This is a genomic window from Pedobacter sp. PACM 27299, assembly GCF_001412655.1.
In the GTDB taxonomy this organism is placed as follows: Bacteria; Bacteroidota; Bacteroidia; order Sphingobacteriales; family Sphingobacteriaceae; genus Pedobacter.
Genome location: NZ_CP012996.1, coordinates 1351073 through 1370938 on the forward strand (window position 1 = coordinate 1351073; position 19866 = coordinate 1370938).

Sequence of the window (19866 nt, forward strand, 5' to 3'; positions counted from 1 at the left end):
TAATATGGAAGGCAATCAATTATTTCCTGTCTTCATTAAATTGAACACCATTCGCACAGTGCTGATTGGTGCAGGTCCGGTTGGACTGGAGAAATTAGCAGCCATATTATCAAATAGCCCTGAAGCTCGCATTAGGGTAATTGCAAAGGAGATTTTACCAGAATTCAGGGAATTGGCTGCTGCACATGAAGGGGTGATCATTCTCGAAAGAGAATTTATCACCGGAGATCTGGATCATGCCGATCTGGTAGTGGCTGCAACAAATAATAATGCGTTAAACCAGCAGATCAGACTGGAAGCCGATCAGCGGAATCTGCTGGTGAACTTTGCGGATAAGCCTGACTTGTGTAACTTTTACCTGGGGTCGATCGTGAAAAAAGGAGACCTGAAAATTGCGATTTCTACCAATGGGAAATCACCAACGATTGCGAAACGTTTAAAAGAAGTGCTGAATGAAAACCTGCCGGAAGCACTGATTGATACTTTAGGAAACATGGAGGCCCTAAGAAATACTTTAAGTGGGGATTTCGCGGAGAAGGTGACCAGGTTGAATGAAGTGACCTCTATTTTAGTTGCGGAAAAAGGTGCAGCGAAAAATGGTGTTTCAAAAGAGAGTAAGGTCTTAAATGATCAGGCGATTTCAAATGAAGCCGGGAACTTTATTGAAAGTCAATCGGCGGTAATTGATGTAATTTCAAATGAGCATACGGGAACAGGAAATGGTATAGTTTCAAATGAAACTCTGGTAGCCGAGAACAATGCGGTTCCTGAAAAGAACATAGATAAGGTTAAGAAAAACTTCAAATGGCTGATCTGGACCTCTATCGTGCTTTCTTTTGCTATAGTCATCACTGCTTTCTGGCATAAGGAACCTGAATTTCAGGCTTACCTGACGCATTTAGATCCTATGTTTTACTGGTTTCTGATTGGCGGCTTTGTATTTGCCATGATTGACGGTGCCATTGGGATGTCGTACGGGGTAACCTCCACTTCATTTTCTCTGGCAATGGGTGTGCCCCCGGCCTCAGCGAGTATGGGTGTCCATTTATCAGAAATTTTGAGTAACGGGATTGCCGGCTGGATGCATTACCGTTTTGGAAATGTAAACTGGAAGCTGTTCCGCATGCTGTTGATACCAGGGATTGTAGGGGCCGTAGTAGGCGCCTACCTGTTGTCGTCATTGGAGCACTATAATCATTATACGAAGCCCATCATATCAGTATATACCCTGATTCTTGGTGGTGTGATTCTTTCCAAAGCCTATAAAATCAACCGCAGGGTGAAAAACCCGAAAGGTAAAATCAAAAAGATCGGTCTTCTAGGCTTATTTGGCGGTTTTATCGATGCTGTTGGTGGCGGTGGCTGGGGATCCATTGTTTTGTCCAGCTTAATCGCAGGAGGAAGAAACGCGCGTTTCTCTTTAGGAACGGTGAAAATTACCAGGTTCTTTATCGCTCTGATGAGCTCCCTGACTTTTATCACCATGTTAAATGGTGCACATTGGGAAGCTGTTGGTGGTTTGGTGATTGGTAGTGCATTGGCTTCGCCGATTGCGGCAAGAGTATCCAACAAGATCTCTGTGAAAACAATTATGGTGTCAGTAGGTGTGTTGGTGGTATTGGTGAGCTTACGCAGCATCATCAACTTTATCCTTAAAGAATTTTAGTCATGAAAGAAGATTTAACAGCAATAGCTGAACAAATAAAAGATAAAGATCCGGTAGAGGCCCTGCGTTATTTTGCAGCTGCTTATCCGGAGAAAATAGTATTCTCTACCAGTTTCGGCTGGGAAGATCAGGTGATTACACACCTGATTTTTGCAAATGATATTCCCATTGAAGTGTTTACCCTGGAAACAGGCAGGCTATTCCCGGAAACATATTATGTATGGAACAGAACATTAGAGAATTATAAAAAACCGATCCTGGCCTATTATCCCCAAGCAGAAGCGCTCCAGGAAATGGTGAATGCGAAAGGACCAAATAGTTTTTATGAATCGGTAGATAATAGAAAAGAATGTTGTCATATTCGTAAGTTAGAGCCATTAAAAAGAGCGATTAGCGGTAAAGATTGCTGGATCACGGGCATCCGTTCTGAGCAATCTTTAAACCGTACAGATATGACCAATCTGGAATGGGATGAGCAAAATAACCTGCTGAAATTCCACCCTATATTTTACTGGTCACTGGAAGAAGTAAAGGCGTATATTAAGAAACATAACATCGTTTATAATACCCTGCACGATAAAGGTTTTCCGAGCATCGGATGTGCTCCCTGTACCAGATCGGTGCAAGAAGGGGAGGATTTCAGAGCCGGACGCTGGTGGTGGGAAGATCAATCAAAGAAAGAATGTGGTTTACATGCCACTAAGTAAAAGATAAGAAAATGAGTAAGTATAATTTAGATTATTTAGACGAACTGGAAGCCGAAGCCATTCACATTTTACGTGAAGTGGCCGGGCAATTTGAAAAGCCAGCATTGCTATTCTCCGGAGGAAAAGACTCGATTACCCTGGTACGACTTGCCGAAAAAGCATTCCGCCCAGGAAAGTTTCCTTTCCCACTGGTACACATCGATACTGGACATAACTTCGAAGAAACCATTTCCTACCGTGATAAAATGGTGGAACGCCTGGGTGAAAAACTCATCGTTGGTCATGTACAGGAGTCTATTGATCAAGGAAAAGTAGTAGAACAAACCGGAAAAAGTGCCAGCAGGAATTCCCTGCAAACGGTCACTTTACTGGACACGATTGCCAAACATGGTTTCGATGCCTGTATTGGTGGTGCACGCCGCGATGAAGAAAAAGCCAGGGCTAAAGAAAGGATTTTCTCTGTAAGGGATGAATTCGGACAGTGGGATCCTAAGCGCCAGCGCCCCGAACTCTGGAACATCTATAACGGTAAAATCCATAAAGGAGAAAATGTACGCGTTTTCCCAATCAGTAACTGGACGGAACTGGATGTCTGGAACTATATCAAAAGAGAAAATATTGATCTTCCTTCTATCTATTTCGCACACCGCAGAGATGTGATCACCAGAAATGGTCAGCTGATGGCCGCTTCGCCATTCCTGAATATGGATGCAGAGGATATCGTAGAAAATAAAATGGTTCGTTTCCGTACCGTAGGTGATATGAGCTGTACCGCAGCCGTAGCATCGGAAGCTGATCAGATCGAAGACATCATCAGTGAAATCAGTGCATCAAAAATTAGTGAACGTGGCGCCCGCATGGACGATAAGGTATCAGAAGCTGCTATGGAAGACCGCAAAAAAGGAGGGTATTTTTAATGAATTTATTGAAATTTTTTACAGCAGGAAGTGTAGACGACGGAAAGAGTACACTTATCGGAAGACTGCTTTACGATACAGATTCTATTTTGGCGGATCAATTGGAAGCCTTACAGCAATCTAACCGCAAAAATGACGATGGTACCATTGATCTGGCCATTTTAACAGACGGTTTAAGAGCGGAAAGAGAACAGGGGATCACCATCGATGTGGCCTATAAATATTTCCAGACAGCGCAGCGTAAATTTATTATCGCCGATACCCCTGGTCATATTCAATATACCAGAAACATGGTTACCGGTGCTTCGACCGCTAAATTGGCCATTATTTTAATTGATGCTAGAAATGGGGTCGTAGAACAAACGATCAGACATTCGTACCTGGTCTCTTTATTGGGAATCGAACATGTAGTGGTAGCCATCAATAAAATGGATATGGTGGATTATAGCGAAACGGTATTCGATGCGATCACTGAAAAGTATAAAACACTGGCCGAAGAATTGAAACTCAAAGCCGTAACTTTCATCCCTGTAAGTGCTTTAAAAGGCGATAATATCGTTCATGAGTCTCAAAATATGGTTTGGTACCAGGGACGTAGTCTCCTGCATTTCCTGGAAACAGTAGATGTTGAAGATAAACAAAGTTATAACCTCGCCAGAATGCCGGTACAATGGGTAGTGAGGCCTCAAACGGATGCGCTTCATGATTACCGTGGTTATGCGGGCAGAATATTAAGTGGTTCATTTAAACTGAATGATAAAGTAACCGTATTGCCATCAGGAAGCAGTTCTACTATCGATAGGATCGAAATATTTGACCTCAGACCGGAAGAAGTGCATGCCGGACAATCAGTTACGATTCACCTGAAGGACAATATCGACATCAGCAGGGGTGATGTTTTAGTCAATGCAGCTCATTTACCGCAAAACTCGAAGTTGATTGAAACAGATGTTTGCTGGATGGATAGCCGCCCGCTTGACGAAAGTATCACTTACCTATTACAGCACAATAGCAAAGTCACAAAAGCAAAGATCAGCGAAATTATTTATAAGGTAGACATCAATACTTTAGAGAAGCAGGATGCAGTAGATTTCAAATTGAATGATATTGGCAGGATTTTAATTAAAACAGCTGATGAATTGGCTTTTGATCTTTATACAGATAATAAGGCTAATGGTGCAGCAATCCTGATCGACAGCAGAACGAATTTAACGGTTGCTGCGCTGATGTTTAGAGCGGTTGCAGATTAATATTTTATAAGTTTAAAAAAGAAGCATTACTAAGAAAAGGTTGAAATCTTTTGCGCTGAAGGGCATAAAACTTTCTATACCTTTTCCTTAGAACGCTTCTTTTTTTTAGCAATCAAGTAAAGAATATTACTTGATTTTCCCTTTTCCCGTTCCCCTTTCCCCACTGTCCAGCTCCCAACTTTCTATTCTCCCTTTTTCCCTCCACAACTATTCGGCGTTAATTTTGCTTTAAAAATTTATGCTATGGAGAGACCTAGAAAATTTTGCGCCCTTCAGCGCAAAAGATTTCAGACTCGAATAGCTAAATTTTTAATTAAAATTATTTGCAGGAATAATTGCCATTTTACCTTGTATTACCTATTTTATGATACTTTTAACCCTTTGAGAATTATGGAGATTATCCACCTGAGTGCAGAATGTTACCCTATTGCTAAAGTAGGTGGTTTAGGCGATGTTGTTGGCGCTTTGCCAAAATACCAGAATAAGCTTGGCCATGTTGCTAAAGTGGTAATGCCCGCTTATCAGACTAAATTTATGCAGGAAAACGAGTTTGAAGTGGTGTATGATGGATGGGGGAAGTTGGGCTTTCATGATTTTCCGGTCAGGATATTTAGAGAACTGACCAATAAACTGGGTTTTGATTTATACCTGGTTCATATTTCCGGTTTAATGGATCGACCCAATGTTTACGGCTATGACGATGATACAGAGCGTTTTTTAGCTTTTCAGATTGCTGTATTGGACTGGATTGCGCAGTGGGAACATAAGCCAGATGTGATCCATTGTCATGACCACCATACGGGATTAGTCCCTTTTATGATGGCGTATGGACATCAGTTTAAAAAGTTAAGTCAGGTGGCTTCGGTATTGACTATTCATAATGCGCAGTATCAGGGGCAGTTTGGCTGGGATAAATTACACTATTTACCACCATTTGATTTATGGAAATCTGGACAGCTGGACTGGAAAGGATCGATAAATCCATTGGCTGCGGCCATTAAATGTGCCTGGAGAGTCACTACAGTGTCGCCAAGTTATTTAGAAGAAATTAGTTTTAAAGCCAATGGTCTGGAAGATTTACTCGCGCAGGAGCGCTCCAAATCTGCGGGCATTTTAAATGGAATTGACAATGAGGTATGGGATCCGCAGCATGACCCTATGCTGGAAAAGAAATATGCAATTCGTACTTTAGATACCGGGAAAAAAGCAAATAAAGCCGCTTTATGTAAAGTTTTTAACCTGGATCCTGAAAAGCCGTTGTTTACTTTTATCGGGCGATTGGTAGGAGAGAAGGGGGCAGATTTATTGCCTGAGATTTTTTATAATGCCTTGTTAAAAGGAAATGGCGCGATTAATGTATTGGTTTTAGGATCTGGAGATCCTCAGGTAGAGGCTAGATTGATGCAGTTGAAAGAGGCTTTTCCAGGAAATTATAATACGTATATTGGGTACAACGAACAGTTGTCACACCAGATTTATGCCGGGGCCGACTTCCTGCTGATGCCAAGCAGAGTGGAGCCATGTGGACTGAATCAGATGTATGCGCTGCGTTATGGAACCGTTCCTATTGTTCGTAGGATTGGAGGATTAAAAGATACGGTGATAGATATTGGAGATGGCGGTTTTGGTATTTGTCATGATCAGACTAGTGTTTGGGATGTAGGGCACGCGATAGGTAGGGCTTATGAACTGTATCAGGACCAGCAGAAGCTAAAGGAAATCCGTAAATATATGATGCAATTAGACCACTCATGGGATAGAGCGGCTCAACAATATATTGATTTGTACCAAATATAAACTGAATATTTATGACTGATAAAGTATTAGGTGTCATCCTGGGCGGTGGCCAGGGATCTAGGCTTTCCCCACTAACACAAACGCGATCCAAGCCTGCTGTTCCTATCGCTGGAAAATACAGATTGGTCGATATTCCTATTTCTAACTGCTTAAATTCAGGCATACATCGCATGTTTGTCCTGACGCAGTTTAATTCCGCATCGCTGAATAAGCACATCAAGAATACCTATCATTTCAGCCATTTCAGTGCTGCTTTTGTAGATATTCTCGCAGCTGAGCAGACTCCAGACAACCCGACCTGGTTTCAGGGAACTGCAGATGCCGTTAGACAAGTGATGCACCATTTGCTGAACCATGAGTTTGAGTATGTACTCATCTTATCTGGGGATCAGCTATACCAGATGGATTTCAACGAAATGGTCAATGCGCATATTGAAAGTGGCCTACACCTGACGCTGGCAACTATTCCGGTAACGGCAAAAGATGCCACTGATTTCGGGATTCTGAAAACCAATTCCGATAATATTATTACCTCATTTATTGAGAAACCAGCCGCAGAATTATTGAAGGACTGGACTTCTGATACTGGAGAAGAGATGCGCGCAGAAGGACGTGAACACCTGGCTTCAATGGGGATTTACATCTTCAGCAGAGAATTGCTGATCAAGATTTTTGCGGAAAATGCGGAAGAGAAAGATTTTGGAAAAGAGATTATCCCAAGGTTACTACAGTCGAACCGTGTGTTGAGCTATCAATATGAAGGATATTGGACCGATATCGGTAACATCTCTTCCTTCTTTGAAGCAAACTTAGGGCTGACGGATGACCTGCCTAAGTTCAATCTTTTTGATAGTAAGCATAGTATTTTTACCAGGGCACGTATGCTGCCGCCTTCTAAAATATTAGGTACTACACTGGATAAAACTATTATTGCCGAAGGCTGTATTTTACATGCCAAATGTATCAAGCATTCAGTAATTGGCATCCGGGCAAGAATTGGTAAAGGAACTACGATAGATAGCTGTTACATTATGGGTAGTGATAAATATCAGACATTGGAGGATTTGGAGATCGATCTGGAAAATAAAAAACCATGGATCGGGATCGGCGACAATTGTACCATTACCAATGCCATTCTGGATAAAAATTGCAGGATAGGGAATGACGTGCAGATTAATGGAGGCCCACAGCTTCCTGATAGCGACCACGCTTTATATACGGTAAAAGATGGTATTGTAGTTGTTAAAAAAGGCGCAATTATTCCTGATGGAACGGTGATTTAAAATTGCAGGAGTAAAAAAATAGAATTTTTATGAAAAGCAGTTGTAGGTGTTTAAGCCTGCAACTGCTTTTTTTTGGATGCCCGAAATTTTATTGATACCTGAAAATCAGAGAGAATACCGTTTTCTCATAAGGGATGGAATTTACTTCCAGGTTCCCGTGGTGCATTTTCATAATATTTCTGGTGATGGTAAGCCCAATGCCTGAACCATTTTTTCTGGTGGTAAAGAAGGGGACAAAGATCTTTTCAATCAATTCTGTATCAATACCCTTTCCATTGTCGCTCACCTCCAGGTAAAGTTTATTCTGATCCATCCGGTAATTGATTTCTATAACCGGGTGTTCTACTCCTTCCAAAGCATAAATACTATTGGTCACCAGGTTGATCAATGCCTGTTCTACCAGTTTCAAATCAATTTGAATGGTAATCTTGGAAGAGGTTTGCTCCACTTTAAGAATGATGTTTCGGCCGCTGGCAAAAGGCTGCATCAATACTTTAATGTGCTGCAGGATTTCTCCTATGGTATGGTATTCCAGGTCTGGAGTTGGCAATTCTGCAATTAAGCGATAATCTTTTACGAAGTCCAGCAGCCCCTCAGACCTTCTTTTGATAGTTTTTATGGCTGGTTTTAGATCTTCCAGGTCTTCGTAGTTTAAGGACTGCTTATCCGCAATCATACTGTTTACGGTGTCGGATAATGAGCTGATTGGTGTGATCGAATTTAGGATTTCGTGGGAGATTACGCCAATTAAGCGGTTCCAGGCCTCAGATTCCTTTTGCTCTATCTCATCTTTAATGTTTTGGAAGGAAATGATGGTGTAATCGGTCAGATATAGGTTTAAAGGAATCACTTCTGTAGAGAGCTGGATTTGTTTATCCTGGATTTTAAGCTCCATAAAGCGTTTTCCTCCTTTGCCAATATCTTCTATTTCTTTGGCAAATGCGGGACTATGCTGTGCCAGTCGGTGCCAATATTTATAGGCTGGTATCCCCAGTAAACTGGTGGCTGCCTGATTAAAAAACACGATTTCTGCTTGTTTGGCATCCTGCTCATTGTCTTTCACCACGATGACCCCTACAGGCACTTGCTCCAATATAGTTTTGATCAATTGGAACATGGAGTCTTTTTCCAGCTGCATGTCTTTTTGTGTCTGTATGATGTCGTTAAAAGACTCATACAGTTCTGGAAAACTTCCGCTGGTTGCTTTATTCCTGAAGTTTAAGGTGCTGTCGCGGGTTTTTACTGCCAGGATGAAACGTTTAATGTCGTCTCTGATTTGATTTATATAGTAATATAAATTTATTAATGCGGCGATCAAAAGGACACTCAATCCGGAAATGGTAAACCAGAGTTCTGTTCTTTTGATCAAATGATACAGCAGGATCCCCAGCACATTGATTAAAACTAATCTGCAGAGCAGTTGGAAGGTGAATCGGTTATAGAACATCATAGGTCAAACTTTTCTATGCGTCGGTAGAGTGCAGCACGGGTGAGGCCTAGTTCCAATGCGGCTCTGGAGATGTTTCCTTTATGTTTATCGATTGCTTTTTGCACCATCAGCTTTTCCATTTCTTCCAATCCCATTTCTGGCTGTATGACGGTACTGCCTCCAAATTTCTGCGGGCTCAGCTGCAGGTCATGTGCAGAGATCTCTATGCCATCGGCCATAATTACGGCACGCTCAATAACGTGCTGCAATTCTCGCACATTTCCCGGCCAGTGGTAACCCAGTAGCAGTGTTTCCGCTTTTGGCTCAAATTTGTACAGGTTTTTATGGTATTTGGTGCTGAAGCTATGCAGAAAGTGGTTGGCCAGCAGGGTAATGTCTGCTCCACGCTGCGCTAATCCCGGTAATAAAAGTTCTACAGTATTGATGCGGAATAGTAAATCTTGTCGGAAAGTCCCTTTTGCCACCATATCATTTAAAGGCATGTTAGTGGCGGTGATCAGCCTGACATTTACCTTTCTTTCTTTACTTTCTCCCAATCTGGTGACGGTTCTATTTTGCAGTACGCTCAATAATTTAGCTTGCAGCGGCTGGGATAAATTGCCGATCTCATCCAGAAATATCGTTCCGCCCTCGGCAAGTTCGAACCTGCCGGGTTTATCTTCTTTTGCATCCGTAAAAGCACCTTTAGCATAGCCAAAGAGTTCACTTTCGAAAAGGTTCTCATTGAGGGAGCCTAAATCTACATGCATGAAAATGGCGTTTTTCCTTAGTGAATGCTTGTGCAATTCGTAAGCAAATACCTGTTTACCTGTTCCGTTTTCGCCCAATATCAATACATTCGCATCGGTAGGGGCCACTTTTATCAGTGTGTGCTGTAAGTGTTTGATCGGTTCGGAGTTTCCAACAATATGATCAAATTGTCTGGCCTGATCCTTTTGCAGTGAAGAATGGATCTTTTCCAGTTTCTTCACCTTTTTATTGGATTGCCTTAATCGGGAGGCAGAAGATAGGGTCGCAAATAGTTTTTCATTTTCCCAGGGTTTCAGGATAAAGTCTGTCGCGCCTTTTTTGATTGCCTGAACAGCAAGTTCTACGTTTCCATAGGCAGTCATCAGAATCACGACATAATCTTTATCAATTGATAAGATGTGCTCCAGCCAGTACAATCCTTCTCGGCCATCACTAGCCCCTTTCTGATAGTTCATGTCGAGCAAAATGAGGTCTACGTCATTGTGACTCAATAATACATTGATCTCTTTTGGTGATTTACAGGTGATCACCTGACTGAAGTGCTGCTTTAGAAATAAGCGTGCACTTAATAGGATATCATCGTCATCATCAATTACTAAAACATTTGCATCTATCATTATGGTATGAATTTAAATCAAAAATAAAAGAAACTGTTCGATGATGTACAGCTACTGTCCGATTATGAACGGTTTTTAATATGGTGTTGATTTAAGTAATTGATATACAGTAATATAAATGTGTTTATTCTGATTGGCACAGCCTTGGCTTATGGCTCAGCAATAAGCGTAAGATAAAAATGGATAAGATTATACAGAAGAAACGGTTCAATAAGAAAACGATATTAACTATTGTAGGTGTGGTTGTTTTAGTGGGGCTAGTGGCCTATGGGTATAGCTTATCCTTGAATAAGGTGTACAAAGCAGATGCAGAGAAAATAACCATCAACCAGGTCAGTTTTGGTGATTTCGAAGATGTCGTATTATTGAATGCCAGTGTTGTTCCTTTAACTTCTGTGATTGTGAGTTCGCCGGAAGGTGGAACGGTAGCGGAGATTTTTACAGAGAACGGAGCATCCGTCGTAAAAGGAACGCCTTTATTGAGAATCACTAATCCAAATGCTTTATCTAGCTATACTTCCAGCGAAACCAGCATTACGGAGCAGATCAATCAATTGAGAAAACTAAGATTGGATCTGGAGCAAAACCAAAGGGTAATGGGGCAGGATATGATGGATATTGAAAACAGTTTGAGAACTGCAACCCGTAAATATAAAATTGACAGTGCTTTGTTCAAGAAGAATGTGATCACCAGGGAGGAGTTCAATACCTCCAGTCAGGATTACGAATACTATCAAGGCAGAAGAGGGATATTAAGACAAGCTATCAAACAGGAAAACGAAGGTAGGGTCATGCAATTGAAACAAATTGACATTTCAATCGGAAGAATGAATGAGAGCCTGGAAACCATCCGACAAAATATAGAAAACATGACAATTAAGGCTCCTGTAGCCGGTCGTCTCTCCTCTTACGATCCGGTTATAGGTAAGTCTTATTCTCCTAATGAGATGCTGGGTAAGATTGATGTCATGCAAGGTTATAAATTACAGGCCAGTGTAGACGAATATTATGTAAACAGAGTGAAAGAAGGGCAAACTGCCAGTGTGGAGTTCAATGGTAATACCTATAAGTTAGTGGTTAGGAAAGTAATTCCTGAGGTAACTGCCGGACAGTTTCAGGTGGAGCTTGTGTTTGAAGGCAAAGCACCGGAAGACCTGAGAAGAGGTTTGTCTATGCAGGTGAAACTGACCTTGTCTGACAATAGTAAATCATTGCTGATTGCTCAGGGACAGTTTTTCCAAAGCACTGGAGGTACCTGGGTATTTGTCCTGAAAGATGGGAAAGCAACCAAGAGAAATGTGAAGATTGGCCGTAAAAACCATAAATATTATGAAGTATTGGAAGGACTGCAAAAAGGAGAGGATGTGATTACTTCATCTTACGATCAGTTTAATCAATATGATATTGTAGAAGTGAGTAAATAAGATAAATTTAGGTTAGTTAGCCCGCGGTTTGCGTTGACCCGGGCGCTCATCTACTAAAAAGAAACCCTGAAAGAAAAAATATAGCCATGATAAAAATTGAAAACCTGGAGAAAGTTTACAAAACTGAAGAAATTGAAACAACCGCTTTGAATGGAATTAACCTTCATGTGAAAGAAGGAGAGTTTGTCTCTATTATGGGACCATCCGGATGCGGTAAATCTACCCTTTTAAATGTGATGGGCTTACTGGATAAACCAGAAAGCGGCAGCTATAAATTTATAGATACGGAACTGCTGAAACTAAACGATAAAGAACGTTCTAATTTCAGAAAACGCAATATGGGATTTGTGTTTCAGAACTTCAACCTAATTGATGAACTGACCGTTTTTGAAAATATTGAACTGCCTTTGATTTACAATAAAGTAGCTGCTCCGGAGCGCAAGCGTCTGGTGAATGAAATCATCGAGAGGATGAATATCGTGAATAGAAGCGGGCACTTTCCTCAGCAGCTTTCCGGTGGACAGCAGCAGCGTGTGGCCGTAGCCAGAGCACTGGTGACTAAACCTAAATTGGTACTTGCGGATGAGCCAACCGGTAACCTGGATAGTTCTCATGGTAATGAAGTAATGGAATTGCTGTGTGAACTTAACGAAACAGGAACTACCATCGTTATGGTGACCCACTCTTCTCATGACGCCAGTTTCTCCAACCGCATCATCAACTTAAAAGATGGTCATGTGATCTCAGAGAAAATTAATAAGACCCGTACCGAAGAATTAATTTAAAATATCAAATCCTGATGTTCCGACTCAACCTCAAAATCGCTATGCGCAACCTTTGGAAAAACAAAGGATATACGCTGATTAACATTCTTGGTTTAAGTATCGGTTTGGCCGTTTTTTGTGTCATACTGCTATTTGTAAACCATGAAACCAGTTATGATCGTTTTGATCAGGCTATGGACCGCGTATATCGTTTAGGCTACCATAAAGGCGAGAAAAAATCGGATTATTTCTCTTATATGGATGCTGGATTGATTAAATCCAATGAGCCGGCGGTAGAAGATTTTACTGTGATTGAATCGCCAAGGAACGACCAGGAGATGTTGGTAGAAAGTAATCAGCAGGCATTTTACCTGAATAAAATCATTAGAGCAGATGCGAATTTCTTTAAATTCTTTCCATTTGTTTTGCTGGAAGGAACTAAGCATACGGTGTTCTCAAACACCAATAGTATCGTGTTGAGCAAAGCGCTGACTGAAAAATTGTTCGCTGGGAAAGAGGCTATTGGACAAACCCTGAAAACTAAAGATATTTTCAATCAAACCACTACTTATACCGTTACCGGAGTTTTAGACGAACAGAAAAGTGCTTCTCATTTAGATATGAATGCCTGTGTATATACCGCTAAAAGCGATTTTCAGAAAACGGAAGGGTATGGTGTTTACAATATTTATTTCCGTTTGAAACCTGGAGCAGATCTGGCATCGGTAGATCAAACGGTAAACAGGCTAATTTCAGATAAATGGGCTAAGAAAGCAGGACTTGCCCTAGCCGGAAAATCAGCATCAAGTGATGCAAAGGTGGAAACATCTACTTCAAAAGATAAATCCCTTCCTGAAGGGGCTTTTTTAGAGAAGAGTCAGAACATTCACCTTTATCCTAAAATGGATGTGGGCAGCAACCTCCAGGTCATCAATATTCTTGGATTTCTGGCCATATTTATCCTGGTTCTGGTAGGCATTAATTTTACTAATCTATTGGTTGCAAGATCTTTTAAGCGTGCTAAAGAAGTAGGAATTAGAAAAGTATTGGGCGCGCAGGTACCCGCCATTATGACTCAGTTTTTGGTAGAAGTGATGGTCCAGCTATTCGCTGCATTTTTAATTGGAATGGTATTGATGGAATTCATGCTGCCCATCTTTAATGGCATGCTCGATTTGTCTTTAACCTTTTGGACCAACCCCTCCATCTCGGGGATTTTAGCTCAGATTGGCCTGGTTTTACTAGGCACCTTATTGTTTACAGGAGCCTATCCAGCATGGTATCTTTCGCGTTTTGAACCTGCAAAAGTATTAAAAGGAGACATCAGCAGGAGTCAGGGGGGCAACCGTCTGAGGAATGGCCTATTGGTATTACAGTTCGCTATATCTGTGATATTTTTGGCAGGAATGCTATTGGTGAAGGAGCAGGTAAATTTCATCAGGAAACAGGATCCCGGTTTTAATGCAGCACAGGTGCTGGCGATAAAAGCACAGACGACGCCAACAGCTTATGAAAACTATAACCGATTGAAAAGTCGTTTAGAAGCAGTTCCAGGGGTAACGCTTGTTTCTAAAACTACCTTTTTACCCGGCGCTCAGCTCCCGATTACGTTAGGGTTAAACCACAATGGAAATGTAGTACAAACGAAAAAAATTGCCGCATCCATTGGATATTTCGACGTGATGAACATTCCAATCCTGCAGGGCAGAGCCTATACAGGAAAATTTAGCAGCGATACCACGGATGCAATTGTCTTGAATGAGGCAGCGGTGAAAGCTTTAGGTATCAGTGATCCTATTGGTAAGACTGTCAGTTTTGAAAACAATAAATATGATAAATACACGACCAGGAAAATTATTGGCGTGGTAAAAGATGTGAACATGCAAGGCTTCGAAGTGGGAGTGGCTCCAGCCTTTTATGTCCCTGATCTAATGATGGGCGGAGGCTGGCAAAATCAGATTCTCGTTCGCTTAAAGGAGGGAGAGATCCAGAAAACGATGGCTGCGGTAAAAAACGTATGGGCAGAAATAGAACCAGGTTATCCAATGTCTTATGTGTTCGTAGACGAACAATTTAACCTGAGCTATGGAAAGTATATTAGATTGAGTGAACTGTTCAGCGCTTTTACCTTTTTATCGGTCTTCATCACCATCATGGGACTGTTGGCATTGGTGGCTTTGATGACCGCTCAGCGAACCAAAGAAATCGGCATCAGGAAAGTGCTGGGAGCCTCAGAATTGAACATCATCATGATGCTGAATAAGTCATTTGTTAAACTGGTCTTTATTGGCAATATCCTGGCTTTACCAGTGGTATATATCCTGATGAAAAGCTGGTTGGACAGTTTTGCGTATCGCATGGAAATGCCGGTTTGGCCATACTTGCTGGCAGTGCTGACTTCGATATTGCTGGCAATGCTGACGGTGTCCATGCAAACTTTTAAAACAGCCAGGAAAAACCCGGTTGATGCCCTTAAATACGAATAATTAAAGTAGAAATATTAATATGTTCAGACTTAACCTTAAAATCGCATTGCGTAACCTTTGGAAAACCAAAGGTTATACCTTGTTGAATATCTTCGGGCTATCCATCGGTCTTGCAGGATTTATCATCATCCTTCTGTACGCAAATCTGGAAAAAAGTTATGATACCTGGAACCCGGAGGCGAAAAATGTATACCGTCTTTCTATTAAATGGGGCCCAGATCAGGACGAGTATTCCTCCAGTCCAGCTGAATTAGCACCTGCGTTAAAGGAAATGACCCCTGAAATTGAAGATTATGGGCGTTATTACGTATGGGATAGCTATCAGCGATTGCTGACTGCTGGTTCTAAAGAGATGTACGTAGACCATATTCTTGGGGTAGACAGTAACTGGTTTAACCTGTTCCCTTATAAATTCATTTACGGAGATGCGAAGTCATCCATCCTATCGAATAATCAGATTGTCCTGAGCCAGCCGGTAAGTGAAAAGTTCTTTGGGAAAACGAATCCTGTAGGACAGTCTTTAGTAGTCAATGCCGATAAGCGTTATACCGTAAGCGGTGTTTATGAATTGCCAAATACACCCGAGCATATAGAAGCAGAAGGCTTTGTAAAGAAATCTTCAAAAGGAGATGGTTGGGGCAATGGTAATTTTTATACCTACCTAAAAGCTAAACCTGGAACAGATGGGAAAATGTTGAGTCATAAGCTAAATGCCGCATTTCAGAAATTGCCGATGGTAAGAAAAGATACGAACATGCAAAAGGTTCAATTGATCACGCTGCCAGTAACTGATGTTTATCTGCATGCCACTAGTCTGCAGGATCCTGTTAAAAGAGGAAATCCAGCAATGGTCACAATTTTGGTGTTATTCTCTTCTTTATTACTCATTATTGCCTGCATCAATTTTACGAATCTAGCGATTGCTCAATCGGTAAAAAGAGCAAAGGAAACCGGAATTCGTAAAGTATTGGGCGCTGTGAGAAGCAATCTGATCACCTATTTCTTAACGGAAACAACGATTCAATGTTTGCTGGCCTTATTACTGGCCTTCGTATTTGCGGAAGTATCCTTGCCTATGATGAACCGTTTAATGGACATCAACCTGTCGATATTTACCTATAGTAATCCTGGGCAGCTGATCCTTCAGGTTGGTCTGGTGATGTTATTGGTGATTGTTCTTTCCGGAGGATATGCAGCTTTCTTTTTGTCGAGTTATGAACCGGTTAAGGTATTGAAGGGTAATTTTTCAAGAGGTAACGGTAGTCTATGGATGCGTAAAGTATTGATCTCAGTGCAATTTGTAGTCGCTATCGTCTTTATCATTTCTTTGATAGTGATCAAACAACAGGTGAGCTATATCAAAAATCAGGATGTAGGCTTCAAGAAAGATCATTTGCTGGTATTTAAAATTAGAAAAGCTGATACCAGAAGGAATTTTCAGCCCGTAAAAGACAGGTTGTTGAAAATTGATGGGGTAACCGGAGTAAGTCGGGTAAACTATTATCCTGGTGTAAAAGATATGCAGGTTGTAGGAAGAGAGTTTAACGGCCAGCCTATTGAGAACATGAGTGTGGTGACGGTAGGTTTTGATTATTTCGAGGTAATGGGCATGCCTCCGATAGCTGGCAGGGTATTCTCTAATCAATTTAAAACGGATAGTACCTCCGTTGTAGTGAATGAAGCTGCGGTTAAAAAATATGGATTACAAAACCTGATTGGCAAAAAGTGGTTCGATGATAGGATTATTGTAGGTGTAGTAAAAGACCACATCCAAAAAGGGATGGAGCTTGCTGCAGAGCCGACAGCCTTTATGATAGAGAGTAAAAATTCCAATGCCGCGAATCAGGTGGTGTTGAAACTGAATGCTGAACATACACAGGCCACGATAGAAGAGGTGAAGAAACTGTGGGAATCGGTAGAACCCTTTCCATTTCAATATACCTGGCTGGATCAGAGTTTTGCCAATGTATATGTGCAGTACATCAGGCTTGATAAGATTTTCAATGTTTTCACTTATGTCACGCTCGCACTCGCTATACTCGGTTTGTTTGCACTGGCTTCCTTTACTGTGCAGGAACGTACCAAAGAAATTGGCGTAAGAAAAGTGCTGGGTGCAGAAACCCGGGATATCCTGAAAATGATCAATAGCACTTTCCTGATCCTGGTACTGGTCGCCAATCTAATCGCCATTCCGATCGCTTATATTTTAGCCAGCACCTGGTTGTCTGGATTTGCTTATCGCAGCTCGATCACCATCTGGCCGTTCCTTGCCGCAGCGTTCGTTTCGGTATTGGTAACCGTATTAACGGTTAGTGTGCAGACATATAAAACTGCCAACGCAAAACCAGTAGATGCACTTAAATACGAATAACTACTCAAATAAAAGATATGTTTAGACTAAACTTAAAAATCGCCCTGCGTAACCTTTGGAAAAACAAAGGCTATACCCTCATCAATGTAGGTGGCCTGGCTATTGGCTTGGCTAGCTGTATGCTTTTGTTATTGTATGTGGCCTATGAATGGAGTTACGATAAACATACTTCGGGTTACGATCGTACTTATGTAGTCTATAGTAATCAGAAGAATGCAAACGATATCGTGAGTTATGCCTGGACACCTGGTGTTATGGCGCAGACTTTGAAAGAAACAGTACCTGAGGTAGCTTATGCTTCTCATTCCACTTATCCTGATGAGTTCTTAATCAGTAACCAGAATAAATCCTACAAGAAAAAGGGGGTGTTTGCTGATCCTTCTTTTCTTAAAATTTTCGATTATAAGTTTATTAAAGGAAATAAAGATCAGGCTTTGAACGCTCCTAATGGGATCATTCTTACTGAAAGACTGGCTAAAATTTTATTTGGAGCGGAAGATCCCCTGAATAAAACGCTGAAGTTTGCCGGTGAAGAATTGCTGACCGTGGAGGGGGTGATCGAAGATGTACCCGTAACCAGCAGCATTCAGTTCGACTACTTGCTTTCCTGGCAGTTCTACGAGAAATTAAATCCATGGAGCAAAAGGGCTGGCTGGGGAAGTAATTTCTGTTTAACCCTGCTGCAATTACGGGATAACAGTTCCTTTGAAAAGGTAAGCAAGGAAATCCATGGCGTCTATGGCAGAAACCAAAAAGATAATGACAATGCTACTATTATCCATCCTCTTGCTAAATGGCATTTATATGATCATTTTGAGCAGGGGAAATCTGTTGGAGGTAAAATTGATATGCTGAGGATTTTCTTTATCCTTGCTTTTTGTATTCTACTGATTGCCTGTATTAATTTTATGAATCTTTCTACCGCAAGGTCTGAAAAGAGAGCAAAAGAAGTAGGGGTGAGAAAGGCCATTGGTGCAGCAAGGAAATCATTGGTTGGTCAGTTTATGCTGGAATCTATGTTACTGGCCTTTCTGGGAATGATCGTTGCTTTTGTACTCATAGAAATTAGCCTTCCTTATTTTAATAACTTACTCCATGTAACCTTAACGATCAATTATTCCGATTGGAAATTTTGGTCGGTATTACTTGCATTGACACTTTTCACTGGTTTTATTGCCGGTAGTTATCCCGCTTTTTATCTGTCTTCTTTTGAGCCGGTAAAGGTATTAAAGGGATTCAGCAGAAGTGCTGGTACTTCTTTATCGATCAGGAAAGTATTGGTGGTCTTTCAATTTGTATTCGCTTCCTGCCTGATTATTTGTACTGCGGTGATTTATCAGCAGCTGATGTTTATCAAGGACAAACCAATCGGGTACGATAGCAATGGTTTGATTGAAATTCCCATAGAAGGAGTGTTGAAAGATGCCTCAAAAGCATCATTATTCCGTGACAGGCTGCTAAAAAGCGGCGTAGTTAGCCATGTGAGTACTTTTAGCCGGAGCTTAACTCAAGGAGGAAATAATACGACTTCTATCGCTTGGTCCGGTAAAAATCCGAATGAAAATATCCTGTTTAACTTTAGGTTTGCCTATGATGATTTTGCAGCTACCCTGGGAGGAAATATGCTGGAAGGAAGGGACTTTTTACCCCACTTTCAGGATTCCGCCAATGTGGTCATCAATGAAGCTGCGGTTAAAGTAATAGGACTTTCGAAACCGCTGGGCTCGGTCATTACCTGGAATGGAGATAACTATACTGTAGTAGGGGTGATGAAAGATTTTGTAATGGAATCTCCTTATCAAAGTACTACGCCTATGGTGATCCTAAAAGGTATTGAAACAGAAGGGGTGATGGCGATGCGCTTGAATTCAGCAAAAAATCTCAGTACTGCTATCGCAGCAGTGGAAGGAATGATGAAAGAATTAAATCCTGATTTTCCAGCCTCCATCACTTTTGTGGGAGACAGCTTTGAGGCGAAGTTCAATAATGAAAAATTAATGGGCACACTGGCCAATTGGTTTGGCGGTTTTGCAGTGTTTATTTCTTGTTTAGGACTGCTCGGACTCACGCTATTTATGGCTGAACAGCGTAAAAAGGAAATCAGCATCCGAAAAGTGTTAGGTGCAAATACTTTCCATATCCTTACTTTATTAAATAAAGATTTTATTAAACTGGTGGTGATTGCCAACCTAATCGCCTTTCCAGTAGCCTACATTGTCATTAGTAAATGGCTTTCTAAATATGAATTCCGGGTGGAAATCTCTTTGATCCCTTTCGCAATTGCCCTTGCCTTATCCTTGATTATTGCCCTGTTTACAGTGAGTATGCAATCTGTGAAAGTGGTGAAAGCAAACCCCGTTGATGCACTTAAATACGAATAGAAA

Annotated in this window: 13 protein-coding genes; 11 read left to right on the forward strand and 2 right to left on the reverse strand. The window is 41.3% G+C overall.

All coding sequences use genetic code 11. The features are described from left to right. Window positions 1–4 precede the first annotated feature (4 nt). The 6 genes from AQ505_RS05755 to AQ505_RS05780 all read left to right on the forward strand — a co-directional run bounded on the left by AQ505_RS05755 (window position 5) and on the right by AQ505_RS05780 (window position 7620). Complete coding sequence (locus AQ505_RS05755; RefSeq protein ID WP_062547302.1) at window positions 5–1666, forward strand: TSUP family transporter; 1662 nt, start codon at window positions 5–7, stop codon at window positions 1664–1666. Window positions 1667–1668: 2 nt separating this feature from the next. Further along, a complete protein-coding gene (locus AQ505_RS05760; protein ID WP_062547303.1) occupies window positions 1669–2373 on the forward strand; it encodes a phosphoadenylyl-sulfate reductase in 705 nt (234 codons plus the stop codon). Between the two features lie 11 nt (window positions 2374–2384). Beyond that, the gene (cysD, locus tag AQ505_RS05765; RefSeq protein WP_062547304.1) at window positions 2385–3290 is read left to right on the forward strand and encodes a sulfate adenylyltransferase subunit CysD; all 906 of its coding nucleotides are present in this window, start codon (window positions 2385–2387) and stop codon (window positions 3288–3290) included. Beyond that, window positions 3290–4540, forward strand: a complete 1251-nt coding sequence (locus tag AQ505_RS05770) for a sulfate adenylyltransferase subunit 1 (protein WP_062547305.1) — start codon at window positions 3290–3292, stop codon at window positions 4538–4540. Before cysD ends, AQ505_RS05770 begins: the two co-directional genes overlap by 1 nt. 390 nt (window positions 4541–4930) lie before the next feature. Continuing rightward, entirely contained in the window at window positions 4931–6337 is a 1407-nt protein-coding gene (locus AQ505_RS05775) for a glycogen synthase (RefSeq protein ID WP_062550898.1), read from the forward strand. Between the two features lie 11 nt (window positions 6338–6348). Beyond that, window positions 6349–7620: a glucose-1-phosphate adenylyltransferase gene (locus AQ505_RS05780; protein WP_062547306.1), complete on the forward strand. Its 1272-nt coding sequence runs from the start codon at window positions 6349–6351 to the stop codon at window positions 7618–7620. A gap of 88 nt (window positions 7621–7708) precedes the next feature. Here AQ505_RS05780 and AQ505_RS05785 read toward each other — a convergent pair whose 3' ends face one another. Both AQ505_RS05785 and AQ505_RS05790 read right to left on the reverse strand, forming a co-directional pair. Beyond that, window positions 7709–9070: a sensor histidine kinase gene (locus tag AQ505_RS05785; protein ID WP_231635026.1), complete on the reverse strand. Its 1362-nt coding sequence runs from the start codon at window positions 9068–9070 to the stop codon at window positions 7709–7711. Continuing rightward, entirely contained in the window at window positions 9067–10437 is a 1371-nt protein-coding gene (locus AQ505_RS05790) for a sigma-54-dependent transcriptional regulator (RefSeq protein WP_062547308.1), read from the reverse strand. Before AQ505_RS05790 ends, AQ505_RS05785 begins: the two co-directional genes overlap by 4 nt. 179 nt (window positions 10438–10616) lie before the next feature. On the opposite strand from AQ505_RS05790, the gene AQ505_RS05795 reads away from it, so the two are divergent. The 5 genes from AQ505_RS05795 (at window position 10617) to AQ505_RS05815 (ending at window position 19863) form a co-directional block, all read left to right on the forward strand. Further along, the gene (locus AQ505_RS05795; protein ID WP_062547309.1) at window positions 10617–11861 is read left to right on the forward strand and encodes an efflux RND transporter periplasmic adaptor subunit; all 1245 of its coding nucleotides are present in this window, start codon (window positions 10617–10619) and stop codon (window positions 11859–11861) included. 86 nt (window positions 11862–11947) lie between these two features. Continuing rightward, window positions 11948–12646 carry an ABC transporter ATP-binding protein gene (locus AQ505_RS05800; protein ID WP_062547310.1) on the forward strand — a complete coding sequence of 233 codons (699 nt, stop codon included), beginning with the start codon at window positions 11948–11950 and terminating at the stop codon, window positions 12644–12646. Between the two features lie 14 nt (window positions 12647–12660). Beyond that, complete coding sequence (locus AQ505_RS05805; RefSeq protein WP_062547311.1) at window positions 12661–15111, forward strand: ABC transporter permease; 2451 nt, start codon at window positions 12661–12663, stop codon at window positions 15109–15111. Window positions 15112–15130: 19 nt separating this feature from the next. Next, window positions 15131–17482, forward strand: a complete 2352-nt coding sequence (locus AQ505_RS05810; RefSeq protein ID WP_062547312.1) for an ABC transporter permease — start codon at window positions 15131–15133, stop codon at window positions 17480–17482. 17 nt (window positions 17483–17499) lie between these two features. Further along, window positions 17500–19863: an ABC transporter permease gene (locus AQ505_RS05815; RefSeq protein WP_062547313.1), complete on the forward strand. Its 2364-nt coding sequence runs from the start codon at window positions 17500–17502 to the stop codon at window positions 19861–19863. Window positions 19864–19866 lie beyond the last annotated feature (3 nt).